The following is a 24,541-nucleotide window of genomic DNA, read 5'->3' as shown; positions in this document are numbered from 1 at the left end:
GCGGCGGCACGGCACGGCGGATTCGACGAAGGGGTGCGTCAGACCAGTTCCGGCGACTGCACGACGCTGATCTCGATGCCGACGGTGCTCGCGCCGAGCCCCGTCACCGGCTGCGCGTCGCGAGCGTCGAGGCCGACCGCGATGCGCACGTAGCGCTCGTCCGGGCAGCGGTTCATGAACGGATCGAAGCCGACCCAGCCGAGCCCTTCGACGTAGGCCTCCGCCCACGCATGACCGGCCGGCTGCTGCATCAGCGCGGCGGCCTGCGGCTGCGCGCCGAGCGCCGCCTGCGGCAAGCCCTGCGACTGCGCGGCGTGCGATGCGCCGAGCGCCTGCTGCATGCCGTCGCCGCTCTGCAGCGCGAGCGCCTCCTCTTCCTCGTCGCCCGCCGCGCTCTGCTTCGCGTCGGCGATGCGCTGCATCGCGCTATCGGCGAGCACGTAGCCCGAGATGTAGCGCGCCGGCACCTTCAGTGCACGCGCGGCCGCGATGAACGCATGCGCGTGGTCGCGGCTCGTGCCCTCGCCGCTTTGTAGCGCGGTTTCGGCATCGACTGGCGCGTCGGCCAGGTTCGGCGCGTACGCGATGCGGCCGTGCACTTCCGTCATCAGCCAGTGCAGCGCGTCAAGGCTGTGCGGCTCGATCGGCAGCGCCTGCGTGAGTTCGCGCACGGTGTCGCCGGCCTTCGTGAGCGCGGTCTCGCGCTCGAAGATCCACGGCGGCGCGTAGCCCTCGGGATTGCCGAGAATGCCGGCGCGGTCCTGCGTCTCGACGACGCCGGCCGCGATCACGACGATCTCGTTCTTCGCGCCGCGGTCGTGGCGCACGAGGTCGATCCGGTTGCCGAGCCCGTCCGTGTAGGACAGCGCCGGCTCGACGCCTTCGATCGTGACCTGCCACGCGCGCACCGTCTGCCCGGGGCCCGATTGCGGGCGCAGCCGCAGCCGTTGCAGCGCATGGGTGGCTTGATCGTCGAACTGATAACGCGAGATGTGTCGGATGGCGAGTCGCATGGCAAGTCTCAGTCGAAGTTGTAGGCCTGGGCGATATCGATCCCGAGGCTGTTGTTGCGGCCGATGAAGTCGGTCAGGAACTCGTGCAGGCCGCTCTTGAAGATCCGCTCGACCGAGGTGTCGGACAGCATCTGCAGAATCTTCGTGGCCGTGTCGTGACACGGGTGTGTCACGCCGTAATCCTTCGCGAGCAGATTCAGGCTCGACACCACGCGCCCGTAGCAATAGCGCAGCGAACGCGGCATGCGGCCGTTCAGGATCAGGTAGTCGGCGATGTTCATCGGCTTGTACTGCACGTCGTACACCCAGCGATACGACCGGTGCGCGGCCACGCAGCGCAGGATCGTCTCCCACTGGTAGTTGTCGAGGATCGTGCCGACGTGCGACACCGACGGCAGCAGCAGGTGGTATTTCACGTCGATGATCCGCGCGGTGTTGTCCGCGCGCTCGACGAACGCGCCGATCTGCGCGAAATCGAAGATCTCGTTACGCAGCATCGTGCTGTAGAAGCTGCCGAGGATCAGCGCGGTTTCACGCTTCACTTCGTCGAGCACGGCCGGCAGTCCGCTCTCCGGCACCGGCTGCGCGAGCGCGTGACGCAGCGCGAGCCATGCGCCGTTCACGCTTTCCCATGCCTCGCGGGTGAGCGCCGTGCGCACCATGCGCGCGTTCGAGCGCGCGGCCTCGATGCACGACAGCACGCTCGACGGGTTGTCGCGGTCGCGCAGCAGGTAGTCGGTCACGGTATCGGCGGCATATGCGTCGTACTTCTGACGATAGCCCTCGTCCGCACCCGAGCTGACCAGCACCGACGACCATTCGGCCGGCGCGTCGGACGTGCGCGTGAGCGCCATCCGCAGCCCGGCATCCACGATGCGCGCGATGTTCTCCGCGCGCTCGATATAGCGGTACATCCAGTAGAGACCGCTCGCAGTTCGTCCCAGAAGCATCTCGTGTCCACTCCGTCTTCGTTCGGTTCGCGCGCCGGCTGCGGCGCGCGCGGTCGTGCCCGGCTCAGTCGGCCAGCACCCAGGTGTCCTTGGTGCCGCCGCCCTGGCTCGAGTTGACGACGAGCGATCCCTCCTGCAGCGCCACGCGCGTGAGCCCGCCCGGCGTGATGCGGATCCGGTCCGACACCAGCACGAACGGCCGCAGGTCGACGTGGCGCGGCGCGAGGCCGGCTTCGGTCAGGATCGGCGTCGTGGACAACGCCAGCGTGGGTTGCGCGATGTAGTTCGCGGGACGCGCGCGCAGCTTCGCGGCGAACGCCTCGAGTTCGGCCTTCGATGCACACGGACCGACCAGCATCCCGTAGCCGCCGGAGCCGTGCACTTCCTTCACGACCAGTTCGTCGAGATGCTCGAGCACGTATTTCAGGCTGTCGGCCTCGCCGCAGCGCCAGGTCGGCACGTTCTCCAGCAACGCCTTGCGGCCCGTGTAGAACTCGACGATCTCTGGCATGTACGAGTAGATCGCCTTGTCGTCGGCGATGCCGGTGCCGGGCGCGTTCGCGATCGTGATGTTGCCGGCGCGGTAGACGTCCATGATCCCGGCCACGCCGAGCACCGAATCGGGGCGGAACGTGAGCGGATCGAGGAACGCGTCGTCGACGCGGCGGTACAGCACGTCGATCGGCCGGAAGCCTTCGGTGGTGCGCATCGCGACGCGGCCGTCGACCACCTGCAGGTCGCTGCCCTCGACGAGGTGCACGCCCATCTGGTCGGCGAGGAACGAATGTTCGTAGTACGCGGAGTTGTGGATGCCGGGCGTGAGCACGGCGATGGTCGGGTTGTCGGCGTTGCCGCCCGGCGGGCACACGGCCGCGAGCGACTGCCGCAGCATCTGCGGATAGGTCTCGACCGGGCGCACCTTGACCTGCTGGAACAGCTCGGGGAAGAGCTGCATCATCGTCTCGCGGTTTTCCAGCATGTACGACACGCCCGACGGCGTGCGCGCGTTGTCCTCCAGCACGTAGAACTCGTTCTCGCCGGTGCGCACGATGTCGACGCCGATGATATGCGTGTAAACGTTCCCGGGCGGCCGGAAATCAATCATCTCCGGGATGAACGCCTCGTTGTGCGCGATCAGGTGCTTCGGCACGATGCCGGCGCGCACGATCTCCTGGCGGTGGTAGATGTCGTCGAGGAACGCGTTGAGCGCCATCACGCGCTGCTCGATACCGAGCGACAGCCGGCTCCATTCCGCGCCCGAGATGATCCGCGGCACGATATCGAAAGGTATCAGCCGCTCGGCGGCCTGCGCGTCGCCGTACACGGCGAACGTGATGCCCGTCCTGCGGAACACGCCTTCCGCGTCGTGAGCTTTCTGGGCGAGGCTCGCGGGATTCTGCGTGTCGAGCCACTGCTTGAGGCGCGCGTAAGGCGCCCTCACCATGTCGCCGGATTGCAGCATTTCATCGAATGGCTTCATCGATCTTTTCTCCATCGATCGTTTTCCCCGGCATTGCGCATGCCGGACCGGCGTACTGACTGCCTTGCAAGGAACGTGCCTTGCGATATCCCCTCAGGTTCCCCCCTTTGTCGCGCAGCCGGCACGCCCCCGCGGCATGCCGCACCATGATGGTGCGATGCGCACGACGCAGGACGCGCCAGAGGCGTGCCATGCCCGCGCACGGCCTCTGCTGCACCGCGCCTGTCAAACATAGTTCCCCTGCGTGTCACGACTGTGCAATCTGCACTGCACCATTCCTTCCCCGCCCGGCGCGCCGCCTCGATTACCGCGCTGCCGGCCGGCAGCGGTCCCGCGCCCGCGTCGGCAGGACTTCCCGCCGCCGTGCGGTCGCCCGCGCCCCGCCACCTTCCCGCCCGGTCTTGCCGCACCGCAGCGAAGCGCGACGTGGCGTCGGCGACCCGTTGCGGCGACCCGCCCTGCACCGCGACGGGGATTGCGCCACATCCTTCGGTTGCCCGGGCGGAATAGCGGAAAGGCGAGCCGGCGCGCGCAGGTGCGCGGCCGGCCCTGGGGGGAAGTACCGTCTGCGGCAAGTCGGGCAGTTCGACGCGGTGAACTAACCAGTTAGCCGGGTCCGGCACCTCAACCGTATGTAGCCGTAATACCGCCGACAACGCCCATGCATATTTCGACTGACACCGATCGAAAAAAAACATCGGCTCCGATGCGCGAGGCGCGGTACGCTACAAAACCGGTTCAGTGAAATGGCGCCGCCGCCTTCCGGCGCCGACTATAAAAAGCGAAGATCAACATGGAAGCAAAGTGGCTGGAAGATTTCCTGAGCCTTGCGGATACCAAGAGCTTTTCCCGGGCCGCGCGTCATCGGCACCTCACGCAGTCGGCATTCAGCAGACGAATCGCCGCACTCGAAACATGGATGGATGCGAAGCTGGTCGACCGCAGCATCAACCCGATCACGCTGACGCCGGCCGGACAGATGTTCCGCGGGCTGGCCGCGGACATCCTGCGCAGCATGTATGCGGCACGCAACCTCGTGAACGGCTACGACCAGTTCGCGGCAAGCGACCAGGTCGTGCGCTTCGCCGTCGCGCATACGCTCGTGTTCACACTGTTCCCCGAATGGCTCAAGCAGTTGAACGGCGAAGTCGGCCACGTGACCGCGCGCGTGAACGCGGTGAACGTGCCCGAAGGCGTGCAGCAACTCGTCGAAGGTGAATGCGACCTGCTGCTCGGCTATCACCATCCGCAACTGCCGATCGTGCTCGATCCAAACCACTTCCCGTTCGTCACGCTCGGCGTCGAGCGGATCCTGCCGGTGTCGACGCCCGACGCACGCGGCAAGCCGGTATTCGAACTGCCCGGCACGCCGGACGCGCCGCTGCCGCTCCTCGCGTATTCGTCGGGCGCGTTCCTCGGGAACGTCGTCGAGATGCTGCTGCTGAATGCGTCCGAATCGTATGCGCTGCACCGGTGCTTCGAGACGCACATGTCCGAGGCGTTGAAGGGGATGGTCGTGGCCGGGCACGGCATCGGCTGGCTGCCCGAAAGCTGCGTGGCGAAAGAGCTCGCGGATGGTTCGCTCGTTCGTGCGGGCTCGGCGGACTGGATCACCGAACTCGAGATTCGCCTGTACCGGTCCGCGCGCAAGCGCGGGCTCGCGGCCGAACAGTTGTGGACCTACATCATGAACCGCCCGCGCGTCGCGGCCGAGCAGTCGATCGAGCCGGCCGTGCGCATCGCGCGCCGCAGCGCCGGCGGCAGCCGGTAACGCCCTTCACCGTTCCCTCATCGCCCGACTCGCCGGAGCGCCGCGCGGATGCAATCCGCGCGGCGCTCCCGTATTCCATTTTCGCCATCGCGAACCATTTTATTATCCCGATTCGTCTTCAATATACGTTCCGTACGCTCGATCAATTCCGCAATACTGCCAAACGTTTGCGAATCCGAGTAAATTGCCGACTCATATGACGGAAATACGCCGTTACACATCACATCAAAAGTTTCGATTTTCATGTAACGACATTATCGCCAAAAACGTCATACCAGCCCTTTCGATTTACCTGACCGTACGTTCCATGATTCATCGTGAAGCCTCGATGGCAGAGGCAAGTCTTCCTTTTATCAGTCGTTATTTTTCGGCACAAACTTCGATACCACTTACGTCTTAAGTTTGCGAAATGGTCATCGCGACCGGTGAGCAAATTTCATGTCCGGCAATATCGACTTTGTTCAGTTTCAATTCATTTTGTCGAATTATAACAAATCCTATTTAAATAGGACATTTAAAGCATGTCCCATTCGGGCCACACGCGGTTGTTTGTTCAAAACCCATCGTGTATCAATAGCATGTCGCGAAAAGAACGTCGCCAATTTCAAATCTGAATAAATACGCTCCCAGCGATTTCGGATGGAGGTTGCAATGTCTTCCTCGTTTGAACAGCATGCTCGCCCGCTCTTCGGCATCGCCGTATCCGCACTCTGCATCAATGCCGTGGCACAGACCCAGGCCCCGGCACCCGCGTCCGACCCCGGCTCCGGCCGATACGTGATTTCGTATATTTGCGGCGACGCGCGCATCGACGGTACGGCGCCGCTTCCCCCCGACGGCCGTCCTTACAACCTCGGTGTTTCGTTCGTATCGGGCGCCAGCGGGCAACCGCTGTCGAACGTGCAGGTGCGGCTGCGACGGCATGGACGCGTGCTCGTCGAATTCAAGGCAACGGGGCCACGCTGCCTGTTCAGCGTGCCCGATGCCAGTTATCGGGTCGAAGGGACTTATCAGGGCGCCACCCAGTTCGCGGTCGTCGAAACGGGCGCACTCACCACGCAGTTGCGGTGGTGAACGTCAGTCGAATCCGCGTGGCGCTGGCACGTGCTCGCTTCGTGCATTGCAATCCGTCGAATCGAGGAGGATTGAATGACTCGTGCAGAACGACCGGACGGGTCGCCCAACCGTCAGCCGAAACCTGCCTGGGGCCCCGGAAAGAATGCGGCGCTCAGCATCATTGCGTTTGCCGCGATCTTCGGCGGCTTTGCGTACGTCCAGCGCGACGCGGGAGTCGGCCATGCAACCATGACGCACGACATCGCCGGCATGATCGGCACCGCCGTCGGAAAGTATCGCGAGGCCATCGCGACCGCCACGACCAACGCCTCCGACACGGCGTCGACCATCGCGCAGGCCGAGCCGGTTACACCTGCCGTGCCGGGTACGCGGTATGCGTCGGCAACGCCTGCCGTGTCGGCCGCGGCAGCACCGGCCGTGCCGCCACGAACGATCGCCCGCGCCGCCGCGAAACACCCGCACCCCGCGCACGTGCCGTCCACGACGCTCGCGGCCAGCGGCCGCGCGGCGCGCCCCGGCGACACGCACCGGACGTCGCGTTCGCAGACGCTGGCGCGCACTGAAAAACACACCGACCGCACGCCGCGACGGCAGCCGCAATCGTATATCGCCGATTCGGCGCACATGGAGGCCACCAGCATCACGCACGACGAACTGGAAGGCGCACGCGCACTGGCTCGGGCGCGCTGGTGCGCACGGGTCGACGAATGGAATTGCGTGGAGCAGAACGCGAGCCGCGCGCTCGCCATCGACCCGACGAACAGCGAATCGCGCGCGCTGCTCGGACAAGCGATCCGCAATCGCCTGTGAACCGGGCGTCGCCGGGCGTGCAACCGATGTGATCGTTTCAGAGTGAGGAGACATCGTGGCCAACAATCGTAGACAACAATGCACCATCGCCGCTCCGCCCAACCGGCGGATCCTCCTGCATGCGCCATTGCTGTTGCTGCTCGTTGCGTCCGGCTCGTGCCTTGCCGCCGAAGGCGACGCGGAACCGGGCGGCGCGAGCGAAATCGCCGGCGCCCGCGGCGCGCCGGATGCGCTGTCGCCAGACATGCAACCGACGGCGGCGTCGCTGCAGGTCGCCCAGGGTCGGAGCGCCCTGCCCCCGCAAGCGCCGACGCCCATCGCGCAGGCATCGGATGCGTCGATGCAGATCGCACAGGCGTCGGATGCGCAACCGCAGACGATGCCGACCACGGTCGTGGTGGACCCGGACGTCGCGCAGCCGAGCGAACCGGCGCCGGGCGCGCAGCCGTCGAGCGTGCCGATCCAGATCGCCCAGGCGACCGATACCGCGCCGTCGAGCAGGCCGCCACCGGCCGAACCGATGCCGAGTGCCCCGATGCAGTCGACCCAGGCATCCGACACCACGCCGTCAAACACGCCGGCACCCGTCGCGCAGGCATCGGACGCGCCGATCGGGATCGCGCAGGCCGCGAACCCGCAGCCGCCCGAAACACCCGTGCAAACTACGGCGACAACGTCCGGCACACCTGCGTCCAGTTCATCCGTCCCGGTCGCGCACTCGCCGGAGCCGCCGCAACCTGCGCAGGCCGCAACCACCGCGCCGCCGAATGCGCCGACGCAAACCGCGCAGGCCTCCGGCACCCCGATGCCGGGCTCGCCTGCGCCCGTTACCCAGACACCGGGCTCGCCGCCCCCGTCGTCCCAGGCGCCGAATTCACAGACGCCCGGCGTCCAGCTGCCCGGCGAACCGACGCAACGATCGCAAGGCCCCGACGTCGAAACGCCGAATGCGCAGGCGCCGAACCTGCGTACCGCCGACGTCGCGACCGTGCGCAACGACGTGTTCGGCCTCGCGGCGGGCGGCGGCGCGATCAAGGCGCTCGAAGAAGCGAAGGCACGGCCCGATGCGTTCTCCGCCGTCGACGTCGCACAACTGGAAGAACTGGCGATTCGCCAGCAGGTGCGCGGCGGACGTGACAAATCCCGCTCGATGACGAGTTCCGACCGCTTCGACGGCCTCGACAGCGCGCTGCGCGCGGCGGACGACCTCGACAAGCGGATGCCGGCCACGCCCGATTATTCGCCGGTCAGGACGGCGCTCGCGGGCGACCGCACCGTCGCCCATGCGGCGCGCGGCGACATGAAGACGGCCGTCGCGACGTTCGAGACGATTCCGCCCGACGCGGAGATCTCGATCGACGCGCTGGCGGCCGTCGGCGACGCCTACCTCTACCTGAGCGAACCGGCCAAGGCGAACGCCGTGTACCAGCGCGCGCTGAAGCAGGCAACCGCGGCGCCGACCGACCGCGCGACCCGCGGCTTCCAGTACGGCGCGCGCACGCGTCCGATCGAACTGCGCGAAGGGCTGTTCTGGTCGTACGTCGACCAGGGACGCGCGGCGGACGCGCAGCAGGTGCTCGACGACATCGGCAAGTCGCTGCCGCCGGCCAAGGAGGTGCGCAACTACGGTCCGGAAGAAAGCGACTTTCTGCGCTACTACCGGCTGCGCGCGCAATACCTGATTTACACGGGCCGCGTCGACGAAGGGATCGCCGCGCTCGAGCAGCTCGAGCAGCAGGTGCCGTTCAACGCGGAGGTCCGTGCCGCGCATGCCGACGCGGTGTCGGGCCAGGCGCATCCGCGCCAGGCGATCGCGATGTATCGCGCTTCGCTGACCGACCACCCGGACAGCGTCGAAATGCTGGCGGGCCTCGGCCGCGCGGCGCTCACGGCGGACGACTACGCGACCGCGAAGTACGTCGACCAGACGCTGGACGACGTATTTCCGGACAGCGGCGCCGTGCGCGGTTTCAAGCGCGACTACAAGGCATACCGCAGCCCCGTGTTCACGACCGACCTGAGTTACGAGCACGGCAACAGCGCGCTGGCCGACAACAGCTTCACGTCGGACAGCTATGTGTACTCGCAACCGTTCGGCGACAACTGGCGCGTCTTCTCGCACACGTTCTTCGGCTACGCGCAGACCGACTCCGGCAACGTCAGCCGCACGCGCACGGGTGTCGGCGGCGACTACCGGCACGGGCCGCTCACCGTGCAGGGCGAAGTCACGCGCTCGTTCGGCTCGGACGGCCGAACCGGCGGCCGCGGGTCGATCGCGTACGCGCTGAACGACTACTGGACGGTCAGCGCCGGGCTCGACACCAACGACAACTCGCTGCCGTGGAAGGCGTATGCCGCGCACATCTGGGGCCGCTCCGCGAACGTCTCGGTCGTGTACAGGCAGAACGACCGTCGCGAGGTCAAGCTCAGCTACGGCGTGAGCCGCTACAGCGATTCGAACCTGCACCAGGAGATCTCGGCAACCGCCACGCAGCGCGTGTATACCACCGCCAACCAGCTCGTCAACGTATCGCTGGACCTCGGCACCGACAGCAACACGCGCCACGACGCGCCCTACTTCAGCCCGGGCCGCGACTATGCGGCCGCAGCGACCGTCATGCACCAGCTGACGCTGTGGAAGAAGGGCGACATGGCGCTGCAGCAGCGCGTATCGGTGTCGGGCGGCGTGTACAACGAGCGCGGCTTCGGCACCAGCCCGCTGTGGAGCGCGCGCCTCGAGCACGCGTGGACGTTCAAGCACGACATCACGCTGAGCTATGGCGTCGAGGTCAGCAGCCACGCATACGACGGCCAGCGCGAACGCTCCGAAACCGGCTTCATGTCGGTCAACCTGCCGTTCTAGCAAGGAGATCGCGAATGCAAACCAGACGGACCTTCATGTGCGGATGCCTCGGCACGTTCGCCGCCTGTTCGCTGTTCCCGGGCGTGTCGAACGCCCGGATGATCGACCTGCTGCCGCCGTCCGACCCGGCCGACGGCAAGACGTTTCGCGTGATCTGCATGCATGACGTGCGCGACAACCTGATGGCGTCGTTTTCCTCCGCGTCGGCGATGGTCGACCCGTTCGCGGTCGACACCGGCACGCTGACCGCGATCTTTTCATGGCTGCAGACCAACAACTACCACACCATCACGGTCAGGCAGATCGAGGAATCGCGGCACGGCGGCAAGCCGCTGCCGCCGCGCGCGGTGCTCCTCACGTTCGACGACGGCTACCGCAGCCACTACACGAAAGTGCTGCCGCTGCTCGAACGCTTCAAGTATCCGGCCGTGATGGGCATCGTCACGGCGTGGATCGATGCGCCGCTGGATGCACCGATCCGCATCAGCGACAAGATCCAGGTGCCGCGCGACTACTTCATGTCGTGGGACGAGGTGCAAAAGCTCGGCCAGTCGCACCTCGTCGAACTCGGCTGCCACACCCACAACCTCCATCACGGCGCGGTCGCGAATCCGCAAGGCAACGAATTGCCGGCGACCACGTCCCACCTCTACCTGCAGAACGAGAAGCGCTATGAAACCGACGCCGAATTCGAAGCACGCGTGCACGACGACCTGCAGACATGCGTGCGGCAGATCCGCGAACGCACCGGCATCGTTGCACGCTCGATGGTGTGGCCATACGGCGCGGAAAACCAGCCCGTGCGCAAGATATCGACGTCGCTCGGCATGGACATCCAGTTCAGCCTCGATGCCGGCCCGAATACGCCGGACGTGCCACTGGACCGGCTGAGGCGGATCCTGATGATGTACGACGTCGACATCGGCGGGTTCGAGCGCTCGATGCGCGAGCCGGCGTCCAACCGCGGCGACGTCGACGTGCCCGAGCGCATCGTGCAGGTCGATCTCGACCAGGTCTACGATCCCGATCCCGCGCGGCAGGAGGCGAATCTCGGCAAGCTGGTCGAGCGCATCTACCGGATGCAGCCGAAATCGGTGTACCTGCAGGCCTGTGCCGACCCGAAAGGCACGGGCGTGGCCGAAGCGGTGTATTTCCCGAATCGGCACCTGCCGATGCGCGCCGACCTGTTTTCGCGCGCCGCGTGGCAGCTGAACACGCGCTCCAACGTGCAGGTGTACGCGTGGATGCCGGTGCTCGCGTTCCGGCCGCCGCCGGGCAAGCATCAGGGGCTCGAGGCCGTCAGCGCATACAGCGGCGCGCCGGCCCGCGAGAACGGCACGCGCGTGTTCCGGCTGAGCCCGTTCGATCCGGAGGCACGGCTGATGATCCAGCAGATCTACGAGGATCTCAGCAAGCACGCGTCGTTCAGCGGCATCCTGTTCAGCGACGACGCCGTGCTCGACGACTACGAGGATGCGGGCCGGCATGCGCTGCAGACCTATTCGCAATGGGGGCTGCCGGCCGACGTCGGCAAGATCCGCGAGAACCCCGACCTGATGAAACGCTGGACGCGCCAGAAGTCGCGTTACCTGATCGACCTGACACACCAGCTCGAACAGATCGTGCTGGCGCACCAGAACGTGGGCGACGTGCTGAGCGCGCGCAACATCTTCGCGATGCCGGTGCTCAAGCCCGAGTCGGAAGCGTGGTACGCGCAGAACTACGACGATTTCCTCGCCAACTACGACTACGTCGCGCTGATGGCGATGCCGTACATGGAGCAGGCGAAGGATCCCGAGGGCTGGCTGGACCAGCTCGTGCGCGCCGTCCGTGCGAAGCAGCGCGGCCTGCAGCGCACCGTGTTCGAGCTGCAGTCGTACGACTGGCACGCGCACAAGGACGTGCCGGCCCGCACGCTGCTCGCACAGATGCGGCGGCTGCGCAGCGAGGGCGCGGTGAATTTCGGCTACTACCCGGACAACTTCCTGAACGGCCAGCCGGAGCTCGACGCGATGCGCGACGTGATGTCGCTGAAGTCGCGCCTCGATCCGACCTCGATCAACGCGTTGATGCAGATGCAGCATGCGCAGGGAACCAAAACGCCATGACCACCCACAACATCATTCAGCGCCTGCAGGATTTCGTCTTCTACTATCCGTTCTTCATGTCGTACCTGTGGATGATCGGCGGCGTCGTTCACTACTTCCTGCTCGAGGAAGGCCGCGAGCTGTCGACGCGCACGATCGCGGCGAGCGGCATCCCGAAGATCTCGATCGTCGTGCCGTGCTTCAACGAGGCGGCGAACGCGCGCAGCGTGATCCGCCACCTGAACGCGATGGACTACCCGAACTACGACATCATCGCAGTCAACGACGGCAGCAAGGACCGCACGGGCGAGATCCTCAACGAGCTGGCCGTCGAGATCCCGCGGCTGCTCGTGATCCATCACGCGTGCAACGAAGGCAAGGCTGTCGGGCTCACCACCGCGGCGGCGGTATCGAATGCGGAATACCTGCTCTGCATCGACGGCGACGCGCTGCTCGCGCATGACGCGATCGGCTGGATGCTCGAGCATTTCCTGACGGATCCGGGTGTCGGCGCGGTCACCGGCAACCCACGCATCCGCACGCGCACGTCGCTGCTGGGGCGCATGCAGGTCGGCGAATTCTCGTCGATCGTCGGGCTGATCAAGCGCACGCAGCAGGTGTACGGCCGCATCTTCACTGTGTCGGGCGTGATCACGATGTTCCGCAAGACCGCGCTCGCCGATGTCGGCTACTGGAGCTCTGACATGCTGACCGAGGACATCGACATCAGCTGGAAACTGCAGTGCCGCGACTGGCGCGTCGTGTACGAGCCGCACGCGCTCAGCTGGATCCTGATGCCCGAGACGCTGAAGGGACTCTACCGGCAGCGGCTGCGCTGGGCGAAGGGCGGCATCCAGGTGCTGCTCAAGTACGCAGGCACGCTCGCGCGGCCGACGCAGATGATGATGTGGCCGCTGTTCGTCGAGTATCTGATCGGCATCGCGTGGGCCTATTCGATGTCGTTCATCCTGCTGCTCGCGCTGGTCGACGTCGTCTACCCGCTTCCGCAGGACTGGCATGTGTCGGTGGTGCCGCACTGGCACGGGATGCTGCTGGTCGCGACCTGCATCCTGCAGCTGATCATCGGCAGCATGATCGATCGTCGTTACGACGAAAAACTCCTGATGTATTTCCTTGACACCGTCTGGTACCCCGTCGCGTTCTGGCTGATCAGCATGGTCACCACCGTCGTCGCCCTGCCCGCCGTCGTATTGCGGGGCCGCGGCAAGCGCGCCGTTTGGGTCAGTCCCGACCGAGGCATTCAACATGAAGAACGCACCGATTATTGACCTTTCCCTGCGCGCCCCGAGCGAACTGATCGCCGAACACGGTGGCGTCGTCGGGCCCGTGCTCGTCGCGTGGTTCCGCCTCGTGCGGCCCGCGCTGGTCGGAGGTGTGTGGGCGTCGATCTGCATCTACACGTACCGCTACCTGCTCCCGTTCAACCAGGCCGAGATGCCGATCGAGCAGATCGTGTTCTACGTCACGAGCATCGCGCTGATCGCCGGCACGATCGTCACGTGGCTGATCGCGGGACGCGTCGTGCATCCGCTCGCGTACCGGTTGCGCGCATCGAAGATGCTGCGGCGCTCGGCCAGCGTGAAGATGCGCTCGGTCCCGCCGACCGCGCTCGCGGGCGCCCGCCGGCGCGGCGCGCGGCGCACGACGCGCATTCTCGTCGCGTCGCACGACGCGAACGGCTCGATCTCCGGCATCGAATGGGTAGCCCACGCGGGGCCGCAGCCCCGCGAATAAGTCAGCGGAGACGCGCCGCGCCGGACGCGATGCATGCCGCGCGACGCGACACCGCTCCCGAATTCGCGCCGTCGCGTGTCCCGCGTCGGCCGGCAACTTCCTTTAGACGAGGTGAATCATGTGCGGAATCGTCGGAGCAAGCGGCCTGCACAATCAGGTGCCGCAACTGGTCAATGCACTGAGCCGACTCGAGTATCGCGGCTACGATTCGTGCGGCATCGCCGTGCAGGACGAAGGCCGCCTGCGCAGCGAACGCACGCTGCGGCGCGTGGCGGACCTGCAGGACCGCGTGCTGACGCTGGGCCTCGAAGCGCAGACGTGCATCGCGCACACGCGCTGGGCGACGCACGGCGCGCCGTCGGAAATGAACGCGCATCCGATCATGTCGGGCGACACGATCGCGGTCGTGCACAACGGGATCATCGAAAACCACGATGCGTTGCGCGCCGAACTGAAGGAGCGCGGCTACACGTTTCGCGGCGAGACCGACACCGAGGTGATCGCGCACCTGATCCACAGCCTCTATCGCGACGACCTGTTCGATTCGGTCAGGCATGCCGTCAAGCGGCTGCACGGCGCGTATGCGATCGCGGTGCTGAGCGCGCGCGAGCCCCAGCGCCTCGTCGCCGCGCGCGCCGGCTCGCCGCTCGTGATCGGCATCGGCGCCGAACAGAACTACCTCGCGTCGGACTGCGCGGCGCTCGGCGACCTGACCGACCGCTTCGTCTACCTGGAAGACGGCGACGTCGCGCTGATCACGCCGGACCGCATCGACGTGGTCGACGCGATCGGGAGCGCGGTACAGCGTCCGCTATGCCTGGTCAAGGCGCGCGATAACGACGCCGCGCTCGGCCCGTACCAGCACTTCATGCAGAAGGAGATCTTCGAACAACCGAAGGCGATCGCCGCCACGATCGATGGCATCGACGCGATCTCGCCCGCGCTGTTCGGCGGCAGCGACAGCACGCGTGCGCTGCTGTCGAAGACCCGGAGCGTGCTGCTGCTCGGCTGCGGCACCAGCTACTACGCGGGCCTGACGGCGAAATACTGGCTCGAGGGCATCGCGGGCATTCCGGCGCAGGTCGAGATCGCGAGCGAATACCGCTACCGCGACACCGTGCCCGATCCGCGCACGCTGGTCGTCGGTATTTCGCAGTCCGGCGAAACCGCCGACACCATCGGCGCGATCGAGCGCGCGCGCGCGATGGGCCAGGATCTGTCGATGGCGATCTGCAACGTGGCGACCAGCTCGATCGCGCGCGGCGCGCCACTCAGCTTCCTGACACGCGCCGGCATCGAGCTCGGCGTCGCATCGACCAAGGCGTTCACGACGCAGCTCGTCGCGCTGTTCGTGCTGACGCTGACGCTCGCGCAGCAACGCGGCCGGCTCGATGCGGCGCATGTCGCGATGCACCTGAAGAAACTGCACGAGCTGCCAGCGCGCATCGGTCACGCACTCGCCTTGGAAACGCAGATCATGGGCTGGGCCGCGAAGTTCGCGCGCACCGAGAACGCGCTGTTCCTCGGGCGCGGCATTCACTATCCGATCGCGCTGGAAGGTGCGCTGAAGCTCAAGGAAGTGTCGTACATCCATGCGGAAGGCTATCCGGCCGGCGAACTGAAGCATGGCCCGCTCGCACTCGTCACGAGCGCGATGCCGGTCGTCACGATCGCGCCGGACGACCGCCTTTTCCAGAAGCTGAAGTCCAACATGGCCGAGGTGCGCGCACGCGGCGGACGGCTGTACGTGCTCGCGGGCCATCATCTCGAGATCGACGCCGACCGCGACACGCACCTGATCCGCGTGCGCGAATCGGGCGACGCGCTGTCGCCGATCGTCAACGTGATCCCGTTGCAGCTGCTCGCGTATCACGTCGGGTGCGCGCGCGGCGCCGACGTCGACAAGCCGCGCAACCTCGCGAAATCGGTCACCGTCGAATGATGCAACGGCCGGTCACGACGCAGGTCGCCACCGTGCGCTCGCATGCGGGCGGGCGCGCCGCCTCGTGGCGTGTCGCGACCGTACTCTGCGGCGCGTGTTGCGCCGTCGCGGCACTCACACGCGCGTATGCCGGCACGCCGGCCGTGCACACCGTCACCGTGCAGGCGCCCGCATCGCCACAGGACAGCGGCGACCCGCGGCGCTTCATGCACGGAATCGGCGTGGCCGACGCCGGCGACGGCCGGCGCTGGGTGTTCTTCAGCAGCTCCGGCATCGTGCCGCGCGGCGCGCTGCGCAACGGCAACTGGCCGCACGACGTGTACGTCGGCGAATGGCTGCCGGGCAAGCCGCGTCTGCTGCGCGTCCATCCATTCATCAGCCGTCCGGAAGCGCAGGAGCCCGTGTCGATCGCGCAGAATCCGCGCGGCGACATCTTCGTCACGTTCGAGGACGGCTGGAATACGCCGCAGGAAGTCAGCCAGCGGTATGGCGTCTATCGGCGCGACCTCAAGCCGATCAAGCCCTACCCGAACGACGTCGAGGCGGGCGGTCACTCCGGGCATGTCGCCTCGGTGGGCGAACGCTTCGTCGTGTTCTATTCCGCCGACTGGATTGACGGCGGCGGCGTCGACAACCTCGGCACCGGCAACGGCGTCTACGTGAAAACCTACGATGCCGATGGACGCATGCTGAATCACGTGCCGGTCGCGCCGCACCATCGAGAATGGTGGCCCGTGGTCGCCGGCTCGCCGCACCGCGCGCTGCTCGTCTGGCAGAAATACATCGAGGGCAGCACGGATGCGACGCTCGAATACGCGATGTTCGATCCGGTCACGGCGAAGCTCGACAAGCTCGGGCCGCTGAGCGACGCGATCCAGTACTACGTGTATTCGTCCGCCTACGTGCCGGCGATCGACCGCTTCGTCGTCGTCACGACGACGGCGGACAATCGCGGCGTTGCGACGCTGATCGACCCGGACGGCCGCCGCCTCGCGACGCTCGACTGCCTGCCGGCGTCGGTGCGGGAATCCGGGATCGCCGTCGACGGCACGCATGCGTACGTGCCGACCCGCGACGGACGGCTGCTGACGCTGGCGCTTTCGCCAACCGGCATGTCGGTGAGCGGCGCGCAGCGCTCACCGATTCCGTGGGGCTCGACCGGCATCGCCGGGTTCACGGCACGCGGCGGGACGATGCATTTCGTGTCGCTGACGCCGTCCGGGACGCGCGAGGCCGATTTCGACACGGCACGGGAAACGCCGTTGCCGAAGGCCGACGCGCAGTGTTCGACGCATTGACGGCAACGCGAACGGGTCCGGACCGGCACGAACGCCCCGTGGGACTGAGCCGCCGGCCGAATCGCGCAACGCGATCCCGCACGCGTCGGGCAACTGGATAGCCCCCCGCACGCTGCCACCGGCCGGCGCAATCCCTGCCACTGCGCCGATCCCGCGTCGAAGTCGCCAGCGCCGCGCGTACCGGATAGACTGTCGCCCGATTCCATCCATCGGCCGCGTGCTCGCCCCCTGCCGCCGCCGGTACGCCCCCACGGAGAACGAATGCTGAAGCGCCGGTGGTTTTCGCTGTTGCTGATGACGGTGTGCCTGATCGCGACGCGCGCGTCCGCGCAGGACGCGCTCGAACTCGAGACCGACGGCACGCCTCGAGTGTTGACGCGCCAGGCGCTGCTCGCGCGCGTCGACGCAACGGACATCCACGTGCCGCACGACATTGCGTACCGCCGGCCGATGACGTTCCGCGCGGTGCCGTTCGCCGCCCTGCTCGGCGACACGCCGCTTCCCGCAAACGGCGTGCTCGAAACGCGCGCGGCCGACGGTTTCGCCGCGCAGCTGCCGCTGGATCTCGCGCGCCGCCGTGCGCCGGCCAGCGCCGTCGCGTGGCTCGCGATCGAGGATCCGGCGCATCCGTGGCCGAAGCTGCCCGGCAAGCAGGTCAGCGCAGGGCCGTTCTACCTGGTTTGGCTCGGGCCGGACGCATCGTCGGTGCGCGGCGAGCAGTGGCCGTATCAGATCGTGCGCATCACGATCGAATCGTCGCCGCTCGCGCGCTGGCCGTCGCTCGCCGTCGATCCGGCGCTGCCGGCGAACGATCCGGCCCGTGCGGGCCAGCGCCTGTTCGTCACGCAATGCCTCGCGTGCCATCGCCTCGACGGCGCGGGCAGCAGCCATGCCGGCCCCGACCTGAACGCGCCGATGAATCCGGTCGACTACTTCCAGCCCGCCGCGCTGCGCCGCTACATCCGCAACCCGGCATCGGTGCGCGACTGGCCGGGCCGCGTGATGCCGGCGTTTCCGCCCGATCAGCTGAGCGACCGGGAGCTCGACCAGATCGTCGCGTATCTCGCGTATATGGCGCGGCGCAAGGCGGGCAAATAGTACCCAGATCTTGCGGGTACGTAAGTACCCAACCTCAGCCCATCAACCGCGCACCATTCGTTTCCGGAATATCAGCTTGCCAACCGCGCGTGCGTGGATTGAGTTTGGGTCAGATCGTCACTCCTTCGAAGCCATTACTGGCTCGTGGCAAACCAGATCAGTTGGCGCCGTCCGCGATTCAAGGTCCATCTCTGCGGGCCATTTCACCTTCGGAGCAAGGAGGTACGCAATATTGAGTGTGCGCTCGTTGTCGTGGTCGAACGGCAGATCATCCGATGGAGGCAGCGCAGCGGGCCCCTCTTGCATGTACGTGCAGATATACGCCCACGCCGCTTCACCGTCCCCTTTCGCCCCCAACTGGAACCGATCAATTACCTCGTTCGTGCCGGACTTCACGATCGACAGCACTACACCCCACTTCATCGTATGACCGCCATTGATCGCACCTTGTAGCTGCCAGGCTTCGGCTCGAACGTCGTCCCAGTCATAGGCAACCGCACGAATCGGCCAACGGATGAACGGGTTCCACCACACTACGTCGATTTCGTACGCGTACATCTTCCGGCGCAAGCGGTTGAAGCGTAGTGGCAAATCACGCGGAGGAGAAATATCTAAACGAAGAGTTAAAATGACTCCCCAAATACAAATAAAATCTATAACAATTATCACGACCAACATCAACCAATCGCCATCAAAATCAAAAACATCAATAGTCGATTCAACAAGCATCGGCACAAAAAATATATTAATCAGTAAAAATATCCCCCTAATTCCCACAAATGACCGCGGCAATTCAAGATAGATGTCGTCCAGATGGTTGAACGCATAGCCATCCAGACTTGGCTCCTCATTTGGAATATCATTTTGCTCAGGCAGGTCGGCCTGCCAGCCGCGCGTAGGTGGGTTCAGCTTGGGTCGAATCGTCATTGCAACTAGTTCCGAGTTATTACTTCATAAAAACCGTATTCATTCATGCGGCTCTTATAGGTCAATACCGTGATCGAGAAATTGCTGATTTTTCTATCAGCATCGAGATGAATCCTCCCGTCCACGATTTTCGGATCGTCCCGCTTGCAGGTACAGGAGTGCTGGCCGCCAACGCGCTGAGTTCGCAGTCCGCTTCCCACTAGGGGTGGCCGGGTGTACGCCAGCAGCTCCATGTTTTTCTAATCTGCGGTCAATGCTTGCCCTCCACCACAGAGCAGTCTCCGTTTAGCGGATCGCGACAAGACGACTCCGTTGGCGCCGTCCGCGATTCAAGGTCCATCTCTGCGGGCCATTTCACCTTCGGAGCGAGGAGGTACGCAATATTGAGTGTGCGCTTGTTGTCGTGGTCGAACGGCAGATCATCCGGTGGAGGCAGCGCAGCGGGCCCTTCTTGCATGTACGTGCAGATATACGCCCACGCCGCTTCGCCGTCCCCTTTCGCCCCCAACTGGAACCGATCAATTACTTCGTTCGTGCCGGACTTCACGATCGACAGCACCACACCCCACTTCATCGTATGACCGCCGTTGATCGCACCTTGTTGCTGCCAGGCTTCGGCTCGAACGTCGTCCCAGTCATAGGCAACCGCACGAATCGGCCAACGGATGAACGGGTTCCACCACACTACGTCGATTTCGTACACGTACATCTTCCGGCGCAAGCGGTTGAAGCGTAGTGGAAGATCACGCGGAGGAGAAATATCTAAACGAAGAGTGAAAAGCACCGTCCAAATTGCGACAAAAGCAGCAGCCAATCCGATAAAAAAAATCGCCAAATCGCCGCTGCAATCAGAAAACCCGCCACCCTCAAAAAACAAACATATGTAAGCCGGAACAGCAATAACATTCAGCCAAAACATAACCCCTCGCACCGCCATAAAAGAACGCGGCAATTCAAGATAAACTCCGCCCAGATGATTGAACGCATAGCCATCCAGACTTGGCTCTTCATTTGGAATATCATTCGGCTCAGGCAGATCGGCCTGCCAGCCGCGCGTAGGTGGGTTCAGCTTGGGTCGAGTCGTCATTGCAATTGGTTCTGAGTTACCACTTCATAAAAACCATATTCATCCATACGGTTCTTATCGAACAAGGTCGTGATCGATAAATTGCCAATTTTTCTATCAGCATCGAGATGAATCCTCCCGTCCACGATTTTCGGATCGTCCCGCTTGCAGGTACAGGAGTGCTGGCCGCCAACGCGCTGAGTTCGCGGTCAGCTTTCCCACTAGGGGTGGCCGGCGTTCACCAGCAGATCGATGTATTTCTAATCTGCGGTCAATGCTTGCCCTCCACCACCGAGCAGTCTCCGTATAGCGGATCGCGACAAGACGACTCCGTTGGCGCCGTCCGCGATTCAATGTCCATCTCTGCGGGCCACTTCACCTTCGGAGCAAGGAGGTACGCGATATTGAGTGTGCGCTCGTTGTCGTGGTCACGCGGCAGATCATCCGATGGAGGCAGCGCAGCGGGCCCTTCTTGCATGTATGTGCAGATATACGCCCACGCCGCTTCACCGTCCCCTTTCGCCCCCAACTGGAACCGATCAATTACCTCGTTCGTGCCGGACTTCACGATCGACAGCACCACACCCCACTTCATCGTATGACCGCCATTGATCGCACCATGTAGCAGCCAGGCTTCGGCTCGAACGTCGTCCCAGTCATAGGCAACCGCACGAATCGGCCAACGGATGAACGGGTTCCACCACACTATGTCGATTTCGTACACGTACATCTTCCGGCGCAAGCGGTTGAAACGTAGAGGAAGATCGCGTGGAGGGGATATATCAGAGCGGAGCGTCACAAATACAGACCAAATGAAAATCAACCAACAAGCAATCCAAATAATAAAAGTTTCCGCCCCTCCTCCATATGGCACACCCCACAATAAAGAAACAGAAAATGGCACAAATACAACATTAAATAAAAACATTAGCCCCCTGACCTGAAATAAAGAGCGCGGCAACTCCAAATAAATATCACTTAAATGATTAATAGAACAGCCATCCAGACTTGGCTCCTCATTTTGAATATCGGTTGGCCCTGGTAGGTCTGCCCGCCAGACGCACACGGGATGATTGAGTTTCGGTCGAATCGCCATCAGAGCTGGTCCCGAGACGTAATTTCGGCAAAACCATATTCATCCATATGGTCCTTATAGAATCGGGCCACGATCGATACGTCGTGGATTTTGCTGTCAGCGACCAGATGGATTTTCCCGCTCACGATTTTCAAGTCGTCTGCCTTGGCAAGCTCTGGGGTGTTAGCCGCCAATGTGCTGAGCTCGTAGTCAAATTTCCCGTTAGGGGGCGGCTGGACGCGCGCAAGCGGCTCCATATTTTTTTGGCCCGCGGTCAATACTTGCGCCCCGCCACCACGGCGGGTCACGGTTATGGTATAGGCATAAGCCGAACGTACAGGATCGAAATTCGGGATCACAATACGATAGTTCAATGTATGGTGGCTAGCTGTTATGGTATCGACATCCCCCATACTGCTCACCGTATTCCATGCGGGCTCGAAGCCCACATCGACACTGAACCCCAACAGCGCTGAATTCAAGGCAGCAACGGCGTCGCCTGCCTGCTCCGATGTTTTCCACGAGATCAACTGACCTTTATTTTTTCCGAACACGCATCGCCGCGCCCATAGTTCAACGGGCGTTGCCTCTTGAGATTGCCCTAGTTTGGTAGCGGTATATGCCAAGAGGCCAAGAACGACCGCAATCCCCAATGGGCCAAAACCTAATAGCGGCCCGAGAAAGGCACTACCCATATAGGCTGCAGAAACTCCCACTAAACCTGCACCAATTGAAAAGATCGTTGAGTACATATAGGCTTTTCCGGATGTTTCATCACCGTGCCTTCCTGCTCGCGTCATCATCGTGTAACCCTGCGCTGCATCCACAAACGACAATGCCGCGAACACAATCCCCGTTCCCTTGACCAGCCTCCCACCAACATCCGCCACGTCCTTCAACATCGCCACCGTCGCCCGCGACGCTCCTCCCGCTCTCGCCGCCGTCCTTGCGCCACTCGCAAACGCGTTCAACGACACCCCGACCGTCTCCGTTACAGCCGCCAGTACCCCGACCGATGCCGACCACGCACCGATCGCCGCCTCCGGATACGTCGCCCCCACCTTCGTATTCACATCGTCCAGAGACTTTTTCAAACTGTCATAAGACAGATACAGAGCCACCGCCGAAATCAGCAAGCTCTGTGGCCCCGATCTCCGATGCATCGTTACCGCGGTGTTCCTCGTAAACTTCACCGCATCGACGCTTTTCATCTTCACTGTCCCGAGGAATTTCCTGGCAGCAGGATCAAACGCCTCCACGATCGACACTGATCGCATCGACAGGCTACCGATCGCCAGCGCTTCGCCGATCGGTTTGCTCGCCAGGACTTGCAAGGTCTTATGTACGGATTCGGCGCTGTCCATCGCCCACCCCGTGACCTTGATCACCGTGTTTCTAAGCTTGGGATCAGGGATCGAAATCAAGCCACCCAGCAGCAACGAACGCACTTTCTTGCCGCTGCTCTCTATTCCCTGATGCAGGGTCTCCGACAGCTTCGACATATATTCAGTCAACGTCAGTTCCACCAGGAACCGCGTCGGCAACGTGCGCTCATATAAAAACATGCAGCCGATATTCAAGTTCCGAACCCGCAACGACACGTCGTCGGACAGATTCCTCGACAGGCCGATCGCAGCGCTGTTCACCGCCATCAGCAGTACTCCGGCCGCGTGCTGGATCTTCGCCTGCAGAAATGCTTCGCCGACATCCTTGCTCTCGAACGCGTGGCGAATTGCCGTATACACCTTGCCGGAATCGTTCAGCCCATCGGAATCCGGCAACAGATCGGCGAGGAAGTGTTTGTTCTTCGCCGCCAATGCCTTGTAGACCGGACTGTTCCGATCGTTCAGCCAGATTTCCCACCGCTTTTGCGTCTCGTCAATCAACTGCGGCGGCTTCTTCGGATCCTTCGGATCGAGCTTGGCAGGGGCGCCAGACGGGCCCCCTGCGACACAGTTGGCCAGCATGTTCGCGTATGCATGGCACGATCCCGACTTCAGGTTCTCACCGTCGTAATCGTGCTCGCACTGTCTCATCCAGCTCTCCGACCCGCACCAGACAGCCCAGCGCTTGCCGAACGCATCGATTTGCGCTTCGTAATGCTTGATCGCGTTGTCGTACTCGGTCTGAAACTTCTTGCGCTCCTTCTCGTCGTACACGTCTTCCAGCCGCTGGTGATAATTCTTCGTGTTCTGTCTCGTCACTTGCGCGGCGACCCGATCCACGTTGACAGGCGGTAACGCTGCCTTGCTCGCCAGCACCGGATTCGCATTCCAATCCTTGACCCGTTCTACTTCCGCCTGCGCGGCTGCCTTACCTTCCTGCTGCGCCCATCCCGCCTCTACCTTCTTCAGTTCCAGCAACGCCTGAGACGTAAAGAGCCTGTACTGCCTCATGGGATCGGCCGCGTACTCCCGGAGCGCCCGCATCCAGTAAGCGCGCAGGCTGTTGTATTCCTGCACCATCCCGACCGGATCCTGCAGGACCAACACCGGCACGCCTTTCTGGAATTGATACTTCGCAATGCTCGACGTCACGAACGCCTGCATCGCCGCCGCTCGATGCGCGCGCGCATAAAAGCCGTGCGCACTCTGGAAATCCACCGAATCCGGCACGAACTCCCAGACCTTCGAACTGAGCTCCGTCATCTGAGACAGCCCCATCGCCCTGCTGTCGGCGTCGCTCCCGGCACTCGAGGGATCCGCCTTCAGCTTTGCGATGTCATAAGTCGCAAAGCGCGACATCGGCGACTTGCCGGTTCGATATGCGTCCAGCACTTCCTTCGGCCAGCAATCGTTTGCGAATGCAACCTGCGCTTTCTTGTAGCCGCCCCCAATGTTCAGGAACGCAGCCGCCACTTCGTCGCCGTTGCCGATGCAGCTTTCCGGAAGCGGCGGGATAGCGCCGTCCGCATCGAAAGGAGGCGCTTGCAGTGGGTCGAACTGACGCAGCGCGCCCTGATAGGTCACCTGGTATGCCTGCCAGACCTTCCCGTCGAGCAGCACATACACGTAACCCGCGCGCAGCATGCGCAACCTTTCGTTGAAACCGGACGCTTCCATCGACATCGGACGCTTGCCGAAAATCGGCGTCACCGCGCGGCGCAACGGCAGAACCGGGATACCCGTGCGCTTACACGCCTTGCACGCGCCCGGATTGCATTGCGCAGTCTGCTTCGCGCATTCGTTCAGTTGAGGGGAAACGGCCACTACGAAATCTCCTTATGCCCGGGGCGGATACGATTCGCACCTTCGCCGTGTCGCACATGCTTTCGAATTGATCCCCCAACGGAGATCGGCTGCGCACGGCCCCATCGATCGCATCGCGCA

Annotated in this window: 17 protein-coding genes; 10 read left to right on the top strand and 7 right to left on the bottom strand. The window is 63.8% G+C overall.

All coding sequences use genetic code 11. The features are described from left to right. Positions 1-38 precede the first annotated feature (38 nt). The 3 genes from LGM71_RS12405 to LGM71_RS12395 form a co-directional block, all read right to left on the bottom strand. Positions 39-1,013, bottom strand: a complete 975-nt coding sequence (locus tag LGM71_RS12405) for a transglutaminase family protein (RefSeq protein ID WP_059607809.1) — start codon at positions 1,011-1,013, stop codon at positions 39-41. Positions 1,014-1,021: 8 nt separating this feature from the next. Continuing rightward, entirely contained in the window at positions 1,022-1,963 is a 942-nt protein-coding gene (locus LGM71_RS12400; protein ID WP_151052104.1) for an alpha-E domain-containing protein, read from the bottom strand. Positions 1,964-2,027: 64 nt separating this feature from the next. Beyond that, a complete protein-coding gene (locus LGM71_RS12395; RefSeq protein WP_059679130.1) occupies positions 2,028-3,443 on the bottom strand; it encodes a circularly permuted type 2 ATP-grasp protein in 1,416 nt (471 codons plus the stop codon). 793 nt (positions 3,444-4,236) lie between these two features. Here LGM71_RS12395 and LGM71_RS12390 point away from each other — a divergent pair. From LGM71_RS12390 to LGM71_RS12345, 10 genes are all read left to right on the top strand, one after another. After that, entirely contained in the window at positions 4,237-5,214 is a 978-nt protein-coding gene (locus LGM71_RS12390) for a LysR substrate-binding domain-containing protein (RefSeq protein WP_124628774.1), read from the top strand. A gap of 651 nt (positions 5,215-5,865) precedes the next feature. Next, entirely contained in the window at positions 5,866-6,288 is a 423-nt protein-coding gene (locus LGM71_RS12385) for a hypothetical protein (protein WP_124628277.1), read from the top strand. Positions 6,289-6,363: 75 nt separating this feature from the next. Next, the gene (locus tag LGM71_RS12380; protein ID WP_226114977.1) at positions 6,364-7,101 is read left to right on the top strand and encodes a hypothetical protein; all 738 of its coding nucleotides are present in this window, start codon (positions 6,364-6,366) and stop codon (positions 7,099-7,101) included. A gap of 55 nt (positions 7,102-7,156) precedes the next feature. Continuing rightward, a complete protein-coding gene (pgaA, locus tag LGM71_RS12375) occupies positions 7,157-9,964 on the top strand; it encodes a poly-beta-1,6 N-acetyl-D-glucosamine export porin PgaA (protein WP_226114976.1) in 2,808 nt (935 codons plus the stop codon). Positions 9,965-9,978: 14 nt separating this feature from the next. Next, on the top strand, positions 9,979-12,072 hold the full coding sequence (gene pgaB / locus LGM71_RS12370; protein ID WP_226114975.1) for a poly-beta-1,6-N-acetyl-D-glucosamine N-deacetylase PgaB: 2,094 nt from the start codon (positions 9,979-9,981) through the stop codon (positions 12,070-12,072). Further along, the gene (gene pgaC, locus LGM71_RS12365; protein WP_124900570.1) at positions 12,069-13,340 is read left to right on the top strand and encodes a poly-beta-1,6-N-acetyl-D-glucosamine synthase; all 1,272 of its coding nucleotides are present in this window, start codon (positions 12,069-12,071) and stop codon (positions 13,338-13,340) included. The genes pgaB and pgaC overlap by 4 nt, the downstream gene beginning before the upstream one ends. Next, a complete protein-coding gene (locus tag LGM71_RS12360; RefSeq protein WP_226114974.1) occupies positions 13,318-13,806 on the top strand; it encodes a Biofilm PGA synthesis auxiliary protein PgaD in 489 nt (162 codons plus the stop codon). The genes pgaC and LGM71_RS12360 overlap by 23 nt, the downstream gene beginning before the upstream one ends. A gap of 118 nt (positions 13,807-13,924) precedes the next feature. Further along, on the top strand, positions 13,925-15,748 hold the full coding sequence (gene glmS / locus LGM71_RS12355) for a glutamine--fructose-6-phosphate transaminase (isomerizing) (protein ID WP_151050335.1): 1,824 nt from the start codon (positions 13,925-13,927) through the stop codon (positions 15,746-15,748). Continuing rightward, the gene (locus LGM71_RS12350) at positions 15,748-17,046 is read left to right on the top strand and encodes a hypothetical protein (protein WP_226115147.1); all 1,299 of its coding nucleotides are present in this window, start codon (positions 15,748-15,750) and stop codon (positions 17,044-17,046) included. Before glmS ends, LGM71_RS12350 begins: the two co-directional genes overlap by 1 nt. A 261-nt stretch (positions 17,047-17,307) precedes the next feature. Further along, positions 17,308-18,144 carry a c-type cytochrome gene (locus tag LGM71_RS12345; protein ID WP_226114973.1) on the top strand — a complete coding sequence of 279 codons (837 nt, stop codon included), beginning with the start codon at positions 17,308-17,310 and terminating at the stop codon, positions 18,142-18,144. A gap of 117 nt (positions 18,145-18,261) precedes the next feature. On the opposite strand, the gene LGM71_RS12340 is transcribed toward LGM71_RS12345, so the two are convergent. The 4 genes from LGM71_RS12340 to LGM71_RS12325 all read right to left on the bottom strand — a co-directional run bounded on the left by LGM71_RS12340 (position 18,262) and on the right by LGM71_RS12325 (position 24,421). Continuing rightward, positions 18,262-19,071, bottom strand: a complete 810-nt coding sequence (locus tag LGM71_RS12340; RefSeq protein ID WP_226114972.1) for a DUF6708 domain-containing protein — start codon at positions 19,069-19,071, stop codon at positions 18,262-18,264. A gap of 250 nt (positions 19,072-19,321) precedes the next feature. Continuing rightward, positions 19,322-20,158: a DUF6708 domain-containing protein gene (locus LGM71_RS12335; RefSeq protein ID WP_226114971.1), complete on the bottom strand. Its 837-nt coding sequence runs from the start codon at positions 20,156-20,158 to the stop codon at positions 19,322-19,324. A 250-nt stretch (positions 20,159-20,408) separates the two neighbouring features. Beyond that, positions 20,409-21,233 (bottom strand): DUF6708 domain-containing protein, encoded by an 825-nt coding sequence (locus tag LGM71_RS12330; protein ID WP_226114970.1) that lies wholly within the window; start codon positions 21,231-21,233, stop codon positions 20,409-20,411. Then, complete coding sequence (locus tag LGM71_RS12325; RefSeq protein ID WP_226114969.1) at positions 21,233-24,421, bottom strand: T6SS effector BTH_I2691 family protein; 3,189 nt, start codon at positions 24,419-24,421, stop codon at positions 21,233-21,235. Before LGM71_RS12325 ends, LGM71_RS12330 begins: the two co-directional genes overlap by 1 nt. Positions 24,422-24,541: the final 120 nt, after the last annotated feature.

The sequence above is a fragment of the Burkholderia sp. AU33545 genome, from assembly GCF_020419685.1.
Taxonomy (GTDB): Bacteria; Pseudomonadota; Gammaproteobacteria; order Burkholderiales; family Burkholderiaceae; genus Burkholderia; species Burkholderia diffusa.
Note: the sequence above shows the minus strand (reverse complement) of the source record. Positions and strands in the feature narration are given on the sequence as shown.